Source organism: Streptomyces sp. NPDC002817, from assembly GCF_053592055.1.
Genome location: NZ_JBSFUY010000001.1, coordinates 522,801 through 537,805, shown reverse-complemented (window position 1 = coordinate 537,805; position 15,005 = coordinate 522,801). Strand labels below are relative to the sequence as shown.

The window sequence follows — 15,005 nt, the reverse complement described above, 5'->3', positions numbered from 1 at the left end:
CGCTACGCCCCTTGTCTCACCCCGGACCGAGAAGTGCACGCATCCGCGCGTACTTCTCGGTCAGTCGTTTGCGGGTCTCCTCGTCGAGAACCGCGAGGCGCGCCGGGTCGGCGTTGTGCGCCAGGTCCGACTCCTTCACCAGCAGCGCGCCGGGAGTGGCGAGGATCCGCCCGGCGTACGCCTCGGGCGGCTCCCCCGCCCGCTTGGTGACCGCGAGCACGATGTCCTTCGTACGACGGCTCAGCGCGGCCTCCTCCAGCCAGTGGGCGGAGAGCGCGTCGTCCTCGACGGCGTCGTGCAGCCAGGCGGCCGCGATCTGCTCGGCGTCGCCGCCCCGCGCCCGCACCCCCTCGGCCACCGCCTGGAGATGTTCGGCGTAGGGCCGGCCCGCCTTGTCGGTCTGGCCCTCGTGGGCGGTGCGGGCGAGGGCTTCGACCTCGGTCAGGGTCAGGGTGCGCGGTGCGTCGGTCACGGCTCCAGTGTCTCCCCGCGCAGCGCGGCGCGGGCCGGAAGGCCGGCCGCGGTCAGGCCCAGAGCGACGATCGCCGCCACGAGTGAGCCGTACAGCAGCGGAGGGATGTAGGGCCCCTGCCCCGTCAGTCCGTTCATCATCGGGACGAGTGTGGCGAGTGCGATGGCCGTGCCGAGGACGATGCCCGCGAGGGCGACCAGGAGTGCCTCCCAGCGGATCATGCTGAGCACCTGGCGGCGGGTGGAGCCGATGAGGCGCAGGGTGCCGAGTTCGCGGCGGCGGTCGAGGACCGTCATCACCAGGGTGTTGCCGGCGGCGACGGCCGCGAAGCCGCCGAGGACGGCCGCCATGACGTTGTTCGCCCAGGCGTTGAGCTTGCGGTCCACTGACTGGGCGGTGGTGTAGTCGGCGCGGGCCAGGACCGTGCCGAACTCCTTCAGACCGGCTCCCGTACCGCCCTTGGTCCACAGCTCCGCGTCGAAGGCGGAGGTGACGTGGGTGGCGAGGTCGGTGCGGGCCATCGTCACCTGCGACAGTCCCATGCCCCGTCCGTACGTCGCCACGATCCGCGGTTCGGCCTTCGTGCCGTCGGGCAGCCGGATCGGGAGGCGGTCGCCGACCTCGGCGTCCGCGTTGCCGGCCAGGGAGGCGTCCACGGCGATCTCGCCGGGTTCCAGGGAGAGTCGGCCGTCCTTGACGTCCAGATCCTGTACGGCCGCCAGATCGCGTGCGGAGCCCGTGACGCCCTGTGCGGTGGCCTCCTCCAGCGTGCCGCCGGAGGCGGGGACGAGCACGGCGGTCTTCAACAGGCCGACGGCGGAGGTGACTTCGGGGGCGCGTTCGGCCCGTCGTACGGCGTCGGGGGCCAGGCCCGGGCCGTCGGCGGTGACGATGTGGTCGGCGGTGATCCCATCGCGCTGCTGCTCGGCGGTGACGTGGTCCTCGCTGGTGTGCAGGAAGAGCAGCACCGAGGAGAACGCCATCGCGAGCACGATCGGGGTGATCGCGGAGGCCAGTCGGCGGGCGTTCGTACGGGAGTTGGCGGCGGCGAGCACGGCGGAGGCGCCGGCGCCGCGCAGCGGGAGGCCGAACAGGGCCGCGCAGGCGCGGGCGATCAGCGGACCGAGCAGGGCCACCGCCAGCATGAACAGCATGACGATGCCGAGCGCGGCGTTGGCCGCGTCCTCGCCGGTCGTCGAGGCGGCCAGGCCCGCGCAGACACAGCCGCCGGCCGCCGCGGCGATACCGAGCGGGGTGCGGATCCAGCCGAAGCGCAGACGCTCCACGGAGGCCTCGCTGAGCGCCTGGCCCGGCTTGATGCGGGAGCTGCGGTGGGCCGCCATGTATCCGGCGAGCAGGGCGGCGACGAGCACGGCGCCGACCGCGGAGACCAACGGGATCCAGGAGACGGACAGTTCGACGGCCCGGGGCACCCCTCCCCTGTCCCGCAGCTGTCCCAACCACCAGGCGGCCAGGGCGACTCCGGGGACACAGCCGGCCACGCCGGCGAGCGGGGCGACCAGGAGGGCCTCCGTGGCGATGGTGCGGCGGATCTGGCGCGGGCTGGTGCCGATGGCACGCAACAGGGCGAACTCCCGGGCACGTTGGCCGACGGCGAGGGCGACGGTGCCGGCCGCGGTGAACATGGCGACCATCGTGGCGGTGCCGCCGAAGGAGGCGCCGAGGGCGATGAGGATCTCCTTCCCCTCGGCGAGGGCGGGGTCCTGCACAGTGCCCCGGCCGGCGCCGGTGTGGATCTTGGCCTTGCCGCCGAGGGCGTGGGCCACCTGGGCGGCAAGGGTGTCGGTGGCCACGCCGGGCTTCGGGAGCACGGCGATGGCGTCTATGCGGCCCGGGTGCCCTGAGAGGCGTACGGCTTCCGCGTCCGCGAACCAGGCCTGCGCGGAGGCCGTGGTGCCGGAGACGCGGTAGGTGTGGGTTCCGGTGGGGGTCGTGAGGGTGACCCGGTCGCCTATGTCGGCCTGGTTCAGGACGACTTCACCGACGGCCGGGGCACGGCCTGCCGTCAGGTGTTCGCCGGTGAAGGCGGTGGAGGACCAGTTGTGGGCGGTGAGGGCTGTGCCCTGGGGTCCGGCCACCGGGAAGGTGACGTCCGCCACGGCCGTGCGGGCGCCGGGCACCGCGGCGGCCTTCGTGACCAGGGCGGTGTCGAGGCGGGCACGGTCCGGGACCGGTTCGCTGTCGGCGCTGTCGCCCTTGCCGTAGTGGGCCCGCTGGTCGGCTGCCGCCACGACCGGGGCGTTCGCGTAACGGCCGGGCGGGACCTCGGCCCGTATGCCCGTCTCCAGAAGGATGCCGCAGGCCGACACGATCAGCGCGGCCATGGCGAGGGCGACGAAGGTACCGACGAACGCGGAGGGCCGGAAGCGGACGGCGGCACGGGCGAGGCCGTTGGGGGTGAACATCAGGCTGCCACTCCGTCGTAGGGCCTGGTGAGGGACGTCATGCGGGCGGCGATCCGGTCGGGGGTGCCGCGGTCCAGGTGGTCGACGAGTTCGCCGTCGGCCAGGAACAGGACGCGGTCGGCCCAGGCGGCCGCCGTGGGGTCATGGGTGACCATCACGACGGTCGCGCCCTGGTCGTCCACCGCGCGGCGCAGGAGGCCGAGGATCTCGGCGGCCGTGGTGGTGTCCAGGGCGCCGGTCGGTTCGTCCGCGAAGACGACGTCGGGGCGGGTGACGAGGGCACGGGCGATGGCGACGCGCTGCTGCTGGCCGCCGGAGAGGTGGCCGGGACGGCGGCGGGCCTTGTCGGTCAGGCCGACCTGGGCGAGGACGTCCGCGGTGCGGCGGCGATCCGGACGGTGGCCGGCGAGACGCATCGGGAGGGCCACGTTCTGCTCGACCGTGAGGGACGGGAGCAGGTTGAAGGCCTGGAAGACGAAGCCGAGGCGGGTGCGGCGCAGCGCGGTGAGCTTGTTCTCCTTCATGCCGGTGATCTCCGTACCGGCGAGGCGGACGGTGCCGGAGGTGGGCCGGTCGAGGCCGGCCGCGCACTGGAGGAAGGTGGACTTGCCTGAGCCGGAGGGGCCCATGACCGCGGTGAAGGTGCGGGGCGGGAGGGTCAGGTCGATGCCGCGCAGGGCGTGGACGGCGGTCCGGCCCCGGCCGTAGCGGCGGTGCACTCCGTGGAGCTCTACGGCCCAGTCGGCTGGCATGGCTGTCCTTCCGTTCGTTCGAGGGGTGGTGTCTCGAACGTACGGATTCGGGGGGTACGGGGACCATGCGGGCGGCTGGCGGATCGAAGCGGGGGTAAACCCCACCGAGGGAGGAGTCCCTCAGAGGTTCGCCGCCTGGGCCGTCGGGCCCTCCCGGCAGATCAACAGGAGCGCCCTGTCGTCGTTGACGTCCTTCGCCACCGCTTCGATCAGATGCCAGGCCGCGCCGTGGAATCCGCCGGCCACGTAACGGTCGGCCTCGCCGGTGAGGCGGTCGATGCCCTCGACGATGTCGCGTTCGGAGGTTTCGACGAGGCCGTCGGTGAAGAGCATCAGGACGTCGCCGGGGCGGAGCGAGCCCTTGACCGGATCGAACTGGGCGCCGTCGTAGACACCGAGGAGGGGGCCTTCGGCGGCCTTCTCCTCCCAGCGGCCGCTGCCCGCGCTCAGCTGGAGGCCCGGGGGATGGCCGGCGGAGTAGAGCTCGTAGTCACCGGAGTCCAGGTCCAGGACCAGGTGGATCGAGGTCGCGAAGCCCTCGTCCCAGTCCTGGCGGAGAAGGTAGCCGTTCGCCGCGGGAAGGAACGCGTGCGGCGGCAGGCTGCCCAGGAGGCCGCCGAAGGCGCCGGAGAGGAGCAGGGCGCGGCTGCCCGCGTCCATGCCCTTGCCCGACACGTCCGTCAGGACCACCTCCATCGTGCGGCCGCCGTTGGTGCGGGCCGCGACCACGAAGTCGCCCGAGAAGGACTGGCCGCCCGCCGGGCGCAGGGCCATCTCGCGGTGCCAGCCCTGGGGCAGCTTCGGGAGCTTGCTCTGGACCCGGATGCGTTCGCGGAGGTCGAAGAGCATGGTGCCGCCGCGTCGCCAGGGCACGCCGACCCGGCTGCGGAACTGGGCGATCAGCAGACCGAAGAAGCCACACGCAGCCACGACGAGCACGATGCCCGGGGTCACCCGGGACGGGCCCTCCGTGTACGGGCCCAGCTGCACGGACTCCACGATCAGTGCCGTCGCCGCCGCCGCGTACAGGCCGAGCAGGCTCGCCGGGCGCAGCAGCAGACCGCCCGCGACGATCGGGAGGACCAGCGCGGCCGGGGAGACCCAGACCGAGTTGGCGAGCGTCGTGACCGCGATCAGCGGGATCGTGATGAGCAGACCGGCCAGTGCGACCCAGTCCGAACCGTCCCCGCGGAAGTAGTCCACAGCGCTTCTGCGCAGGCCGACGCGAGCCCGGTGCCACTGCATCTTCAACCGGGCTGTGAACGTCTCGGCTTCCGCGCGCCGCTCTCGTCCTGCTGCCATTAGTTCGGGACCCTATCCATCGGACCAGCTGCTTGGCACGGGAGGTCCCACTTGTCCCCCGTCCGAGGTTCAACTTCACAGTGAACTTCACAGGAAGCCGTCGTGCCGCCGCCAAGGAGAAATTCCCTGGCTCGTCCCGCAATGCCCTGGTAGGCATGGTCCATGGCTTCTGACTTGGCGACCGAACTGCGGGTGCTGCGGCGGCAGGACTGGGACGAGTGGTACGACAACCTGATCCGCGCCTTCGGCGGGGTCCCGGAGTCGGCCGAGGAACGCGCGCTGTGGGACGCCCTCACCGAGACCGACCGTTCCATCGGCGCGTGGGACGGTGACGTGTGTGTCGGTTCGGCGGGTGCGTTCAGCTTCCGGCTGACGGTGCCCGGCGGCGCCTCGGTACGGGCCGCCGGCGTCACCATGGTCAGTGTGTCCGCGACCCATCGTCGCCGGGGTGTCCTCACGGCGATGATGCGGCGACAGCTGGACGACGTACGGGAGTGGGGGTGGCCGCTGGCCGTGCTGACCGCCTCCGAGCCCGTCATCTACGGGCGGTTCGGGTACGGCGTCGGTACGCATGCCATGACCGCCGAGATCGACACCGAGCGGGTGCGGCTGTCCGTCCCGCCGGGGACGGACGACGTACGCCTGCGGTATGCCGAGCCCGCCGACTCGCTGGACGCGTGCGAGGCGGTGTACGCCCGCGTCGTGCCGTCGCGGCCGGGGATGGTGGCGCGTACCCCCGGCTGGGAGCGGCTGATGCTGCTGGACCCGGAGAGTGAGCGGGAGGGTGCGTCGCCGCTGCAGTGCGTGGTCGCGGAGCGGGACGGGGAGGTCGTGGGGTACGCGCGATTCGCCGTGAAGCCGGACTGGGAGCCGACCGGGCCGCAGGGCAAGGTACTGGTCCGGGATGTCGAGGCGCTCGACCCCGCGGTGTACGCGGCGCTGTGGCGGTTCCTGTTCGACATCGACCTGACGTCGAAGCTGGTGACCCGGGGGCGGCCGGTGGACGACGCCTGGCAGTACCTCGTGTCCGACATCCGGCGGTGTTCGCTGCGGGTGCGGGACTCGCTGCACGTGCGGCTGGTGGATGTGGGGGCCGCGCTGGAAGCGCGGACCTATCAGGCGCCGGTGGACGTGGTGTTCGAGGTCGCGGACGACTTCTGTCCGTGGAACACGGGGCGTTGGCGGCTGAGCGGGGATGCGAAGGGGGCGTCCTGCGAGCGGACCACCGACCCGGCGGATCTGGCTCTGTCCGTACGGGAGTTGGGGGCTGCCTATCTCGGTGGGGTGAGCCTGGCCTCGCTGGGGGCCGCCGGGCGGGTGCGGGAGCTTCGGCGCGGGGCGTTGGGGGAGGCCGCGGTGGGGTTCGGCTCCGCCGTGGCGCCGTGGCTGCCGCACGGGTTCTAGGCCGGGCTCAGGGCTTCTGGCAGGTCGGGCACCAGAAGAGGTTGCGGGCGGCGAGATCGGCGGTGCGGATCTCGCCGCCACAGATGTGGCAGGGCAGGTTGGCCCTGCGGTAGACGTACACCTCGCCGCCGTGGTCGTCGACACGGGGCGGGCGACCCATCGCCTCGGGGGTGTGTTCGGGGCGGACGGTGTCGATGCGGTTGTGCTTCACGCCCTCGTGCATGAGGTCCACGAGGTCGTGCCAGATCGCGTCCCACTCCGGTGGGGTGAGGGTGTTTCCGGTGCGGTACGGGTCGATCCGGTGCCGGAAGAGGACCTCGGCGCGGTAGACGTTGCCTACGCCGGCGATGACCTTCTGGTCCATCAGCAGGGCGGCGATCGTCGTACGGCTGCGGGAGATCCGCTGGTACGCGGTCTCCGGGGTGGCGTCGTCGCGGAGCGGGTCGGGGCCGAGGCGGTCGTGTATGGACTGCTTCTCGGTGGGGGTGATCAGGGCGCAGGTCGTGGGGCCGCGGAGGTCCACGTACGACGTGGGGTTCGCGAGACGGAGGCGGACCGTGTCGGTGGGTGGGGGTGCGGGGGCCGGGCCGAGGGTGACCTTGCCGAAGAGGCCGAGGTGGATGTGGATCCAGTCGGTTTCCCGGAAGCCGAGGAAGAGGTGTTTGCCGTGGGCCTCGGTGTGGGTGAGTTCCGCGCCGTCGAGGAGGTCCGCGGCGTCGGTGAACTTGCCCTGGGGGCTGGTGACCTGGGCATTCCTGCCGCGGAATGCTGCGGCGCAGTCCTTGGCCAGGCGGTGGATCGTGTGCCCCTCAGGCACGGTGGCTCCTCTTCGTCCGGGGGGACTTTTCTCGCCCCCGCCGCCCCTACCCGTTCCCATCCCCAGGGGCGCTGCCCCTTCGACCCCGGTTCCTGGGGGCTGCGCCCCCAGACCCCCGTCGGCCCCTGAAGGCCCTCGTCCTCGGACGCCGGACGGGCTGAAAGACAGGCCGGCCCTCGTCCTCGAGCGCCCGACGGCTGAAAGACAGGCCGGCCCTCGTCCTCGGACACCGGGCGGGCTGAACGCCCGCTGGACGTGTGTCGTGGGCTACTGCTGGGGGTGGTGGGGCGGGATCGGGGGGAGGTCGCCCGTTGTCTCGTAGGTCGCCAGCATGTCGATGCGGCGGATGTGGCGGGCGTCCTCGGAGAACGGGGTGGCGAGGAAGGTCTCCACGAACTTCGTGGCCTCGTCCTCGGTGTGCATGCGTGCGCCCACCGCAACGACGTTGGCGTTGTTGTGCTGGCGGCCCAGCGACGCGGTCTCCTCGCTCCAGGCCAGCGCCGCGCGGACGCCCTTGACCTTGTTCGCGGCGATCTGCTCGCCGTTGCCGGAGCCGCCGATCACGATGCCGAGGGAGTCCGGGTCCGCCGCTGTGCGCTCCGCGGCGCGGAGGCAGAACGGGGGGTAGTCGTCCTGGGCGTCGTAGATGTGGGGGCCGCAGTCCACCGGGTCGTGACCGGCCGCCCTGAGCCAGTCGACGAGGTGGTTCTTGAGTTCGAAGCCCGCATGGTCGGAGCCGAGATACACGCGCATGGGATGAGTGTGACACGACTGTTTCGGGGCAGCAGCCCTGGGTGTCGTCCAGGAAAATTATCGATCTGACCATTGAAGCTCAAGAAAACCTCAAGTAACGATCCGGAATCAAAGGTTCACGAATTCCTTTGCCTCCGATTCACTGGACCGATCCGTACGCCGCTCGTACGGGACACTGCTCGCCCGGCGCAAAGGAATTCCCCGTATGACTTCGCAGCCGACCCCGGCCAAGACCACCGGAGACCCCGGTAACGGTCTTCAGGCCGGGCTCAAGAACCGTCACCTGTCGATGATCGCCATCGGTGGTGTGATCGGTGCCGGCCTCTTCGTCGGATCCAGCTCCGGTATCGCCACCGCAGGACCCGGCATCCTCCTGTCGTACGCACTCGTCGGCACGCTCGTGGTGCTGGTGATGCGGATGCTCGGTGAGATGTCCGCCGCCAACCCGACCTCCGGGTCGTTCTCGGCGCACGCCGACCGCGCGCTCGGGCGCTGGGCCGGGTTCTCCATCGGCTGGCTGTACTGGTTCTTCTGGGTCGTGGTGCTGGCCGTCGAGGCCACCGCCGGTGCCGTGATCCTGGAGGGCTGGATACCGGCCGTGCCCCAGTGGGCCTGGGCCCTCATCGTGATGATCGTGCTGACCGCGACCAACCTGGTCTCCGTCGGCTCCTACGGCGAGTTCGAGTTCTGGTTCGCCGGTATCAAGGTCGTCGCGATCGCCGCGTTCATCGTCATCGGCGGGCTCGCCGTCTTCGGGGTGCTGCCCGGCGTCGACAGCGACAAGGCCGGTCTCGGCAACCTCACCGACCACGGCGGCTTCCTTCCCCACGGAGCCGGCGCGATCCTCACCGGTGTACTGCTCGTCGTCTTCTCCTTCATGGGCAGCGAGATCGCCACCCTGGCCGCCGGTGAGTCCGAGAACCCGCAGCAGGCCGTCACCAAGGCGACCAACAGCATCATCTGGCGGGTCGGCGTCTTCTACCTCGGCTCGATCTTCGTCGTGGTCTCGCTCCTGCCCTGGAACGACCCGTCCATCAAGAAGGACGGCTCCTACGTCGCCGCCCTCGACTCCCTGGGCATCGCGCACGCCGGTCAGATCATGAACTTCATCGTGCTGACCTCGGTGCTGTCCTGTCTCAACTCCGGCCTCTACACGGCCTCCCGCATGGCCTTCTCGCTCGGCCAGCGGGGCGACGCTCCGAAGGCGTTCGCGCGGACCAACAGCCGGGGTGTGCCGATGACGGCGATCCTCGCCTCGGTCGTGTTCGGCTTCGTCGCCGTCTTCTTCAACTACCTGTCCCCGAAGACGGTCTTCCTCTTCCTCGTCAACTCCTCCGGGGCGGTCGCCCTGTTCGTCTGGCTGGTGATCTGCTTCTCGCAGCTGCGGATGCGGAAGATCATCCAGGCCGAGGAGCCGGAGAAGCTGGTCGTGAAGATGTGGCTGTACCCGTATCTCACCTGGGCGACGGCCGGGCTGATCGTGTTCGTGCTCGGTTACATGCTGACCGACACCGAGGGCGCGAGCAGTGGTCGTACGACCGTCCTGCTCTCGCTGCTCGTCGCGGCGTTCGTGCTCGCCATCGCCTTCGTGAAGGAGAAGGTCGGGGCCGGCCGGGCCGCCGTCTCCCCCGAGGTGCACGACGAGGTCGACGAGGTCAAGGTCGGCTGACGCGCCACGCATGAGAGAAGGGGCCCCTCGAGAGGGACCCCTTCTCTCATGCCGTCAAAGGATCGTGAAGCTGTCCGTGACCTTGTCGTACGTCTTCACCGCCTGGTTCTCGATGTCGGGCTGGTACCAGGTGTTGATCTGGTACGACTTGCCGTCCGCGTTGAAGCCCAGCAGCCGGGCGTGCCACTGGGTGCCCTTGAGCGTGAAGGTGTACTCCCAGACGACCGCCGGGTAGTCGCGGAACTTCGTCTCCTCCAGCCGGATCTTCTGGTAGTCCTCGCCCTGGTGGGCGTTCGCCTCCGAGGTCTCCCAGGTCTCCATCAGATCACCGCGGGCCAGCGAGGACTTGGCGACGAGTTCCTGTGTGCCGTCCGGCGACGTGTAGTGGACCTCCGCGCCCGTCTTCACGTCCCTGCGCCAGCCCTCGGGGGTCGCCCAGGCGAACCCGCCCGCCTCCCGGTGCGCGCCCGGCGGCAGGCTCTGCGGCCGGGACGTGCCCTCGACGGTGGGCGACGGTGTCCCGGACACGGTCGGGGACGGGGTGGGCGAGCCGTCCGCCTGATTCCCGCCGGGTGAGCCGGAGTTCATCAGGAGCACGACGGCGACGACCGCACCGGCGGTGACCAGGGCCGCGGCGGCGATGAGCCCGGTACGGCGGTGCGGGCGCCGCGGGCCGGACGGGCGGGCGGGTTCCAGCAGTTCGCCGGGCTCCGTCCCGAGCGGCGGCTCGTGCACCGGCCTGCGCTCGGTCAGCGCCTCGGAGCGGTTGAGCGATACACCGCGTGCGGCTCCCGCCGGGCTGCCGACGGGGGTTTCGGAACGGACCTCGGAACCGGTGGACGCTGCCGCTTCCGTGGAGGCGTTGCCGGGGTTGAGGGCGGGTGGGGGTGTGGGGCGGTCGAGGCTGACGGGACGCTCGGGAGGGGCCGGGTGCGCAGCGGGCTCGTGGGTGGCGGGTTGCTGGGTCTGCGCGGGTGCGGTGCGCTGCTGCGGGATCGCGTCGTGCACGGCCTCGGGTTCCGGCCGGGTCTCCGGTTCCGGACGCCGGGGGTCCCAGGCTGTGGGGACACGGGAGGCGTCCAGGTAGGCGGGGGTGGGTGATTCGTGGGGGGCCCACGGGAGTCGGGGGGTCGCGCGGTCGGGGGGTGCGTGGTCGGGCGGTGGGGTCCGTGGAGTGGGTGCGGAGGGCGTCGTCGACTCGGACTCGGGCGCCGCCCCAGTCCCGCTCCCGCCGACCGGTTCACCTCCGGAAGCGGGCCCTCGCGCCGGTTCGGTCGCCGGCCCAGCAGGCCGACCCGCCGATTTCGGCCCGGGAGGACCGCCCATCGACTCCGACCCGGCCCCGGCCAGATGCTCCGACCCAGACCCGGCCCAGTCCGCCGGCCCGGCCCAGTCCGCCGGCCCGGCCGCGTCCCCCGGCCCGGCCGTGTGCTCCGGTCCGGCAGGCCACCCCGCCGATTGCGGCGTGAGAGGACGGCCCGCCGCTTCCGCCTCGGCGCCGGCCAGGCGCTCCGGCACCGGTCCGGCCGAGTCAGGCGGACCTGCCGCATGTTCCGGTCCCGGCGTCTCGGGGTGTGGGTGGGGCTTCGGCTCCGCGGCCCGGGGGCGGGGCGGGTTCGGTTCCGGGCGTGATCCCGGGTCCGTGTCGGGCAGGCCCTCCCCGGGCTCCGGCGGCCGTTTCTCCTCGCGGAGTTCTTCTGCTCCGGGGACCGTCACCGTCGGTGTGGGTGCCGGGAAGGCCACCGGGTGGAGGGCGATCTCCAGTTCCGCCAGCCCCGGGCGGACATCGGGGTCCTTTTCCAGGAGGGCGGCCAGGATGTCGCGCAACGGTCCTGCCACGGCGGGGAGTTCGGGCTCCTCGTAGAGGACCGCGTGGAGCGTGGCGAGTGTGGTCTCGCGGGAGAACGGGGAGTGGCCGCCCACGGCCGCGCAGAGTGTCGCGCCGAGGGACCAGATGTCGGACGGCGGGCCCTGGGGGCGGCCGGAGATGCGCTCGGGGGCCATGTAGTCGGGTGAGCCGACCAGCATGCCGACCATCGTCAGCGCCTTCGCGTCCTGGATCGCCGCGATGCCGAAGTCCGTGAGGACCACGCGGTGTCCGTTCCGCTCCACCAGGACGTTGCCCGGCTTGATGTCCCGGTGCAGGACGCCACGGGCGTGCACCTGACGCAGTGCCGTCACCAGGCCGACGCCGATACGGGCCGCCTCCAGGGGGCCGAGCGGGCCGTCCTCGACCATCATCCGTTCCAGGGAGCGGCCGACGACCAACTCCATGACGATCCACAGGCGTTCGCCCTCGTCGACGACGTCATAGATCCGGACGACATTGGGGTGGTCGATCCGCGCCGTGGCCCGGGCCTCGCGCAGCGTGCGTTCCCGGCGGGTGCGCGCGTCCTCCGCGTCGAGGCCGTCTATGCGCATCTCCTTGACCGCGACCTCCCGGTCGAGCATCTCGTCGGCGGCTCGCCACACCCGCCCCATTCCCCCCTGTCCGATGCTCTCGACCAGGCGATAACGTCCCGTCACCAATATCCCGGGAGCCCCACCGCTCCTCGTGTTTCCCGTATTCCCCGGCAATCCGTCACACCCCCCTCAACCACGCACCGGTCAACGCCTACTTCAACACAATGGTCACACTTCACGCCGTACCAGCATAGTGCGGAGAAATCTTGTGGTAGCTCTTCAAGTACTGCGAATTCAGGCGCAGCCAAGGGGGACGAACATGAGTTCTCGTCGTTTGACGACCATCGCGGGATCGCTGGTCACGGCATCTTTTTCGGCCGTGCTGATCCTTTCCACCGCCGCCGGCGCGGACGAGGGACCCGGAAGCAGCAAGGGGGGAAAGGCCGTCGACGAGGCACCGGCGGGCGTGAAGCTGACCACGCTGCTGCCCGAACAGATCTCTGTCGACAACAGTTCCGAAAAGACCGACCTCACCGCCACGGTGAAGAACGAGGGGACCAAGGACAGCGGAAAGATCCGGCTTTTGGTCGTCGGCTTCGACGGCCTCACGGTCAATAACGTTCAAGGGTGCTCCTCGATTGCCGAAAGCGATCTGCCGGAGGGCTCGAACAGCGGTTTCGCATGCCCGATCGACAATCTCGCGGCCGGTAAGTCGAAGTCGTACGCCGTGGACGCGACATTCGATCTCGGAAAGACCGGCAAGATCTGTCTGCCGGTGCAGACCGGCGACGGGAAGAAGACGTTCTGGCAGCAGGGCCCGGTTCCGTTCGGTACGACGAACCCGTCGCCGAACGCCCCGGCCACCCCGCTGCTGCTCGGCACCGACAACCAGCCCGTGGGACCGGGCGGCGACAAGGAGCTGCCCAAGACCGGTCCCGCCCGTGACCTGCTCCCGCTGGGGGCGGGGGGCGCGGCACTGCTGACGGCCGGTGCGGCCGGGATGTGGTGGTCGACGCGGCGCCAGGAGAGCTGACCGACGACGGAGGCATAACCTGACGGAAGCTGTCAGGTTATGCCTCCAGCATGCGGTGCATGAACAGCCACACCACAGAGGAACTCAGCGGATTCCAGACCGGGTTCACCGTGCGTCCCGCACATGTCTTCGCCGCCGCCTCGGCCGACGACGTCATCGCCGCCGTGCGCCACGCCGCCGCCGAGCGGCTGCCGGTGACCGTCCGGGCCACGGGGCACGGGCTGCCGGGCCCGGTGGAGGGCGGCGTACTCGTCTCGACGCGGCGCATGGACCAGGTGAGCGTCGACCCTGTCGAACGCACCGCCCGCGTCCGGGCCGGGGTCCGCTGGGGCCAGGTCGTCGAAGCCGCCGCACCTCACGGGCTCGCCCCGCTCAACGGCTCCGCGCCGGGCGTCGGCGCCGTGTCGTACACGCTGGGCGGCGGACTCGGCATCCTGGCACGGGAGTTCGGGTACGCGGCCGACCACGTCCGCTCCCTCGACGTCGTCACCGCGGACGGGCGACTGCGGCAGGTGACCCGGGAGTCCGCGCCCGACCTGTACTGGGCGCTGCTCGGCGCCGGGCACGGCTTCGGTGTCGTCACCGAGCTGGAGATCGGCCTCGTCCCCGTGCGGACGCTGTACGGCGGCTCGCTCGCCTTCGACGGGCTTCGGGTCGATCCGGCGGCCGTGCTGCGGGCCTACCAGGCGTGGACGCGGACCGTACCGGACGGGCTGTCCTCGTCCTTCGCGGCCGTACCGTATCCGGACCTGCCGGCGCTGCCGCCGCACCTGCGCGGGCGGTACGTCCTCTCCGTGCGGGTCGCCCACACGGGCGCCGACGGCGAGCGACTCGTCGCCCCGCTGCGGGAGATCGGGCCGGTGCTCGCCGACTCACTGCGGGAGATGCCGTACACCGAGAGCCACACCATCCACAGCGACCCGGACTTCCCGCACGCGTACTACGGGGACAGCGCGGTGCTGGGTGAGTTCGATCTCGCGACGGCCGGCGAGGTGCTCCGGCGTACCGGGCCGGGCGCCGGGGCGATGACCGTCGTACAGATCAATCACCTCGGTGGGGCGCTCGCCGAGGCCGCGCCGAACTCCGTGCCGTGGCGCGAAGGGCGGTTCCTGGTGAGGCTGTTGACCGTGGGGGGACGGGCGCAAGCCCGGGAGGTCCTCGATCCGGCCTTCGCGCTGCTCGCGCCCGTGACACTCGGGCGGGCGGTCAACTTCGCGTTCGGGGCCGGGGATCGGAGCGAGGGGTTGTACGACGAGGTGACACGCAAGAGGCTCGCCGGGCTGAAGTCGCAGTACGACCCGGCGAGCCTCTTCCCTGACCACGTCAGCGGTTTCAGCGGTTGACGAGCTTCCAGGTCGTGGGCAGCAGGCCCATCGCCAGGGCCGCCTTGAGGGCGTCGCCGATCAGGAACGGGGTGAGGCCGGCCGCGACGGCGGCGGAGGCGGACATGCCGGTGGCGAGGGCCAGGTACGGGACGCCGACGGCGTAGATGATCGCCTCACCGAGGAGCATCGCGCCCGCCGTGCGCCACGCGGAGCGGTCGGCGCCGCGGCGGGCCAGGGCGCCGACGACGGTGGAGGCGAGGATCATGCCCAGGATGTAGCCGAAGGAGGGGGCCGAGCCGCCGGAGGTGGCGCCCGCGAACCACGGCACGCCCGCGATGCCCGCGAGCGCGTACAGCGCGAGGGAGAGGAAACCGCGCCCCGCGCCCAGCGTCGTGCCGACGAGCAGCGCGGCGAAGGTCTGGCCGGTCACCGGCACCGGGGAGCCCGGCACGGGGACCGAGAGCTGGGCGGCGAGGCCGGTGAGCGCGGCGCCGCCGAGCACGAGCGCGACGTCCCGGACACGGGAGGCCGGCAGCAGGTCGGCGAGGACCTGGCCAGGGCGGACGGGGGCGACGGCGGTGCTCATGGGGACTCCGCGAGGGTATGAACGGCGAGGGACATCGCGACGCTATCCCGGCACCCTCGCGCC

Annotated in this window: 12 protein-coding genes; 4 read left to right on the top strand and 8 right to left on the bottom strand. The window is 71.4% G+C overall.

Features of this window, described 5'->3' with window-relative positions; genetic code table 11:
• Nucleotides 1–16: 16 nt before the first annotated feature.
• From ACWD3I_RS02365 to ACWD3I_RS02350, 4 genes are all read right to left on the bottom strand, one after another.
• Nucleotides 17–472: an HD domain-containing protein gene (locus ACWD3I_RS02365; RefSeq protein WP_365401155.1), complete on the bottom strand. Its 456-nt coding sequence runs from the start codon at nt 470–472 to the stop codon at nt 17–19.
• Nucleotides 469–2,898 carry an ABC transporter permease gene (locus ACWD3I_RS02360; protein ID WP_365401158.1) on the bottom strand — a complete coding sequence of 810 codons (2,430 nt, stop codon included), beginning with the start codon at nt 2,896–2,898 and terminating at the stop codon, nt 469–471. Before ACWD3I_RS02360 ends, ACWD3I_RS02365 begins: the two co-directional genes overlap by 4 nt.
• Nucleotides 2,898–3,650, bottom strand: coding sequence for an ABC transporter ATP-binding protein (locus ACWD3I_RS02355; RefSeq protein WP_365401161.1), 753 nt, complete (start codon nt 3,648–3,650; stop codon nt 2,898–2,900). Before ACWD3I_RS02355 ends, ACWD3I_RS02360 begins: the two co-directional genes overlap by 1 nt.
• A 120-nt stretch (nt 3,651–3,770) precedes the next feature.
• Nucleotides 3,771–4,952 carry a PP2C family protein-serine/threonine phosphatase gene (locus ACWD3I_RS02350; RefSeq protein WP_267015896.1) on the bottom strand — a complete coding sequence of 394 codons (1,182 nt, stop codon included), beginning with the start codon at nt 4,950–4,952 and terminating at the stop codon, nt 3,771–3,773.
• Nucleotides 4,953–5,114: 162 nt separating this feature from the next.
• On the opposite strand from ACWD3I_RS02350, the gene ACWD3I_RS02345 reads away from it, so the two are divergent.
• Nucleotides 5,115–6,356 carry a GNAT family N-acetyltransferase gene (locus ACWD3I_RS02345; RefSeq protein ID WP_365401164.1) on the top strand — a complete coding sequence of 414 codons (1,242 nt, stop codon included), beginning with the start codon at nt 5,115–5,117 and terminating at the stop codon, nt 6,354–6,356.
• A 7-nt stretch (nt 6,357–6,363) separates the two neighbouring features.
• On the opposite strand, the gene ACWD3I_RS02340 is transcribed toward ACWD3I_RS02345, so the two are convergent.
• Together ACWD3I_RS02340 and ACWD3I_RS02335 are read right to left on the bottom strand one after the other, a co-directional pair.
• Nucleotides 6,364–7,173, bottom strand: coding sequence for an Fpg/Nei family DNA glycosylase (locus ACWD3I_RS02340; protein WP_365401167.1), 810 nt, complete (start codon nt 7,171–7,173; stop codon nt 6,364–6,366).
• A 267-nt stretch (nt 7,174–7,440) separates the two neighbouring features.
• Nucleotides 7,441–7,926: a ribose-5-phosphate isomerase gene (locus ACWD3I_RS02335; RefSeq protein WP_266827076.1), complete on the bottom strand. Its 486-nt coding sequence runs from the start codon at nt 7,924–7,926 to the stop codon at nt 7,441–7,443.
• A gap of 205 nt (nt 7,927–8,131) precedes the next feature.
• Between ACWD3I_RS02335 and ACWD3I_RS02330 the strand changes: the two genes are divergently transcribed.
• A complete protein-coding gene (locus ACWD3I_RS02330; protein WP_365394393.1) occupies nt 8,132–9,595 on the top strand; it encodes an amino acid permease in 1,464 nt (487 codons plus the stop codon).
• A 54-nt stretch (nt 9,596–9,649) separates the two neighbouring features.
• Here ACWD3I_RS02330 and ACWD3I_RS02325 read toward each other — a convergent pair whose 3' ends face one another.
• On the bottom strand, nt 9,650–12,076 hold the full coding sequence (locus tag ACWD3I_RS02325; protein ID WP_451084024.1) for a protein kinase domain-containing protein: 2,427 nt from the start codon (nt 12,074–12,076) through the stop codon (nt 9,650–9,652).
• Nucleotides 12,077–12,317: 241 nt separating this feature from the next.
• Here ACWD3I_RS02325 and ACWD3I_RS02320 point away from each other — a divergent pair, with 241 nt between their 5' ends.
• Together ACWD3I_RS02320 and ACWD3I_RS02315 are read left to right on the top strand one after the other, a co-directional pair.
• Nucleotides 12,318–13,031 carry a hypothetical protein gene (locus ACWD3I_RS02320; protein ID WP_365394391.1) on the top strand — a complete coding sequence of 238 codons (714 nt, stop codon included), beginning with the start codon at nt 12,318–12,320 and terminating at the stop codon, nt 13,029–13,031.
• 50 nt (nt 13,032–13,081) lie between these two features.
• Nucleotides 13,082–14,374 (top strand): FAD-binding oxidoreductase, encoded by a 1,293-nt coding sequence (locus tag ACWD3I_RS02315; RefSeq protein ID WP_451084011.1) that lies wholly within the window; start codon nt 13,082–13,084, stop codon nt 14,372–14,374.
• Here the strand turns inward: ACWD3I_RS02315 and ACWD3I_RS02310 are convergent.
• Nucleotides 14,364–14,942: a biotin transporter BioY gene (locus ACWD3I_RS02310; protein ID WP_365394389.1), complete on the bottom strand. Its 579-nt coding sequence runs from the start codon at nt 14,940–14,942 to the stop codon at nt 14,364–14,366. The genes ACWD3I_RS02315 and ACWD3I_RS02310 overlap by 11 nt on opposite strands.
• Nucleotides 14,943–15,005: the final 63 nt, after the last annotated feature.

What these genes read in the sequence shown, in the direction of transcription:
- ACWD3I_RS02355 (WP_365401161.1), bottom strand. Translation starts at nt 3,650, where the DNA reads ATGCCAGCCGACTGGGCCGTAGAGCTCCACGGAGTGCACCGCCGCTAC.
- ACWD3I_RS02335 (WP_266827076.1), bottom strand. Translation starts at nt 7,926, where the DNA reads ATGCGCGTGTATCTCGGCTCCGACCATGCGGGCTTCGAACTCAAGAAC.
- ACWD3I_RS02345 (WP_365401164.1), top strand. Translation starts at nt 5,115, where the DNA reads ATGGCTTCTGACTTGGCGACCGAACTGCGGGTGCTGCGGCGGCAGGAC.
- ACWD3I_RS02325 (WP_451084024.1), bottom strand. Translation starts at nt 12,076, where the DNA reads ATGGGGCGGGTGTGGCGAGCCGCCGACGAGATGCTCGACCGGGAGGTC.
- ACWD3I_RS02360 (WP_365401158.1), bottom strand. Translation starts at nt 2,898, where the DNA reads ATGTTCACCCCCAACGGCCTCGCCCGTGCCGCCGTCCGCTTCCGGCCC.
- ACWD3I_RS02315 (WP_451084011.1), top strand. Translation starts at nt 13,082, where the DNA reads ATGCGGTGCATGAACAGCCACACCACAGAGGAACTCAGCGGATTCCAG.
- ACWD3I_RS02320 (WP_365394391.1), top strand. Translation starts at nt 12,318, where the DNA reads ATGAGTTCTCGTCGTTTGACGACCATCGCGGGATCGCTGGTCACGGCA.
- ACWD3I_RS02350 (WP_267015896.1), bottom strand. Translation starts at nt 4,952, where the DNA reads ATGGCAGCAGGACGAGAGCGGCGCGCGGAAGCCGAGACGTTCACAGCC.
- ACWD3I_RS02310 (WP_365394389.1), bottom strand. Translation starts at nt 14,942, where the DNA reads ATGAGCACCGCCGTCGCCCCCGTCCGCCCTGGCCAGGTCCTCGCCGAC.
- ACWD3I_RS02330 (WP_365394393.1), top strand. Translation starts at nt 8,132, where the DNA reads ATGACTTCGCAGCCGACCCCGGCCAAGACCACCGGAGACCCCGGTAAC.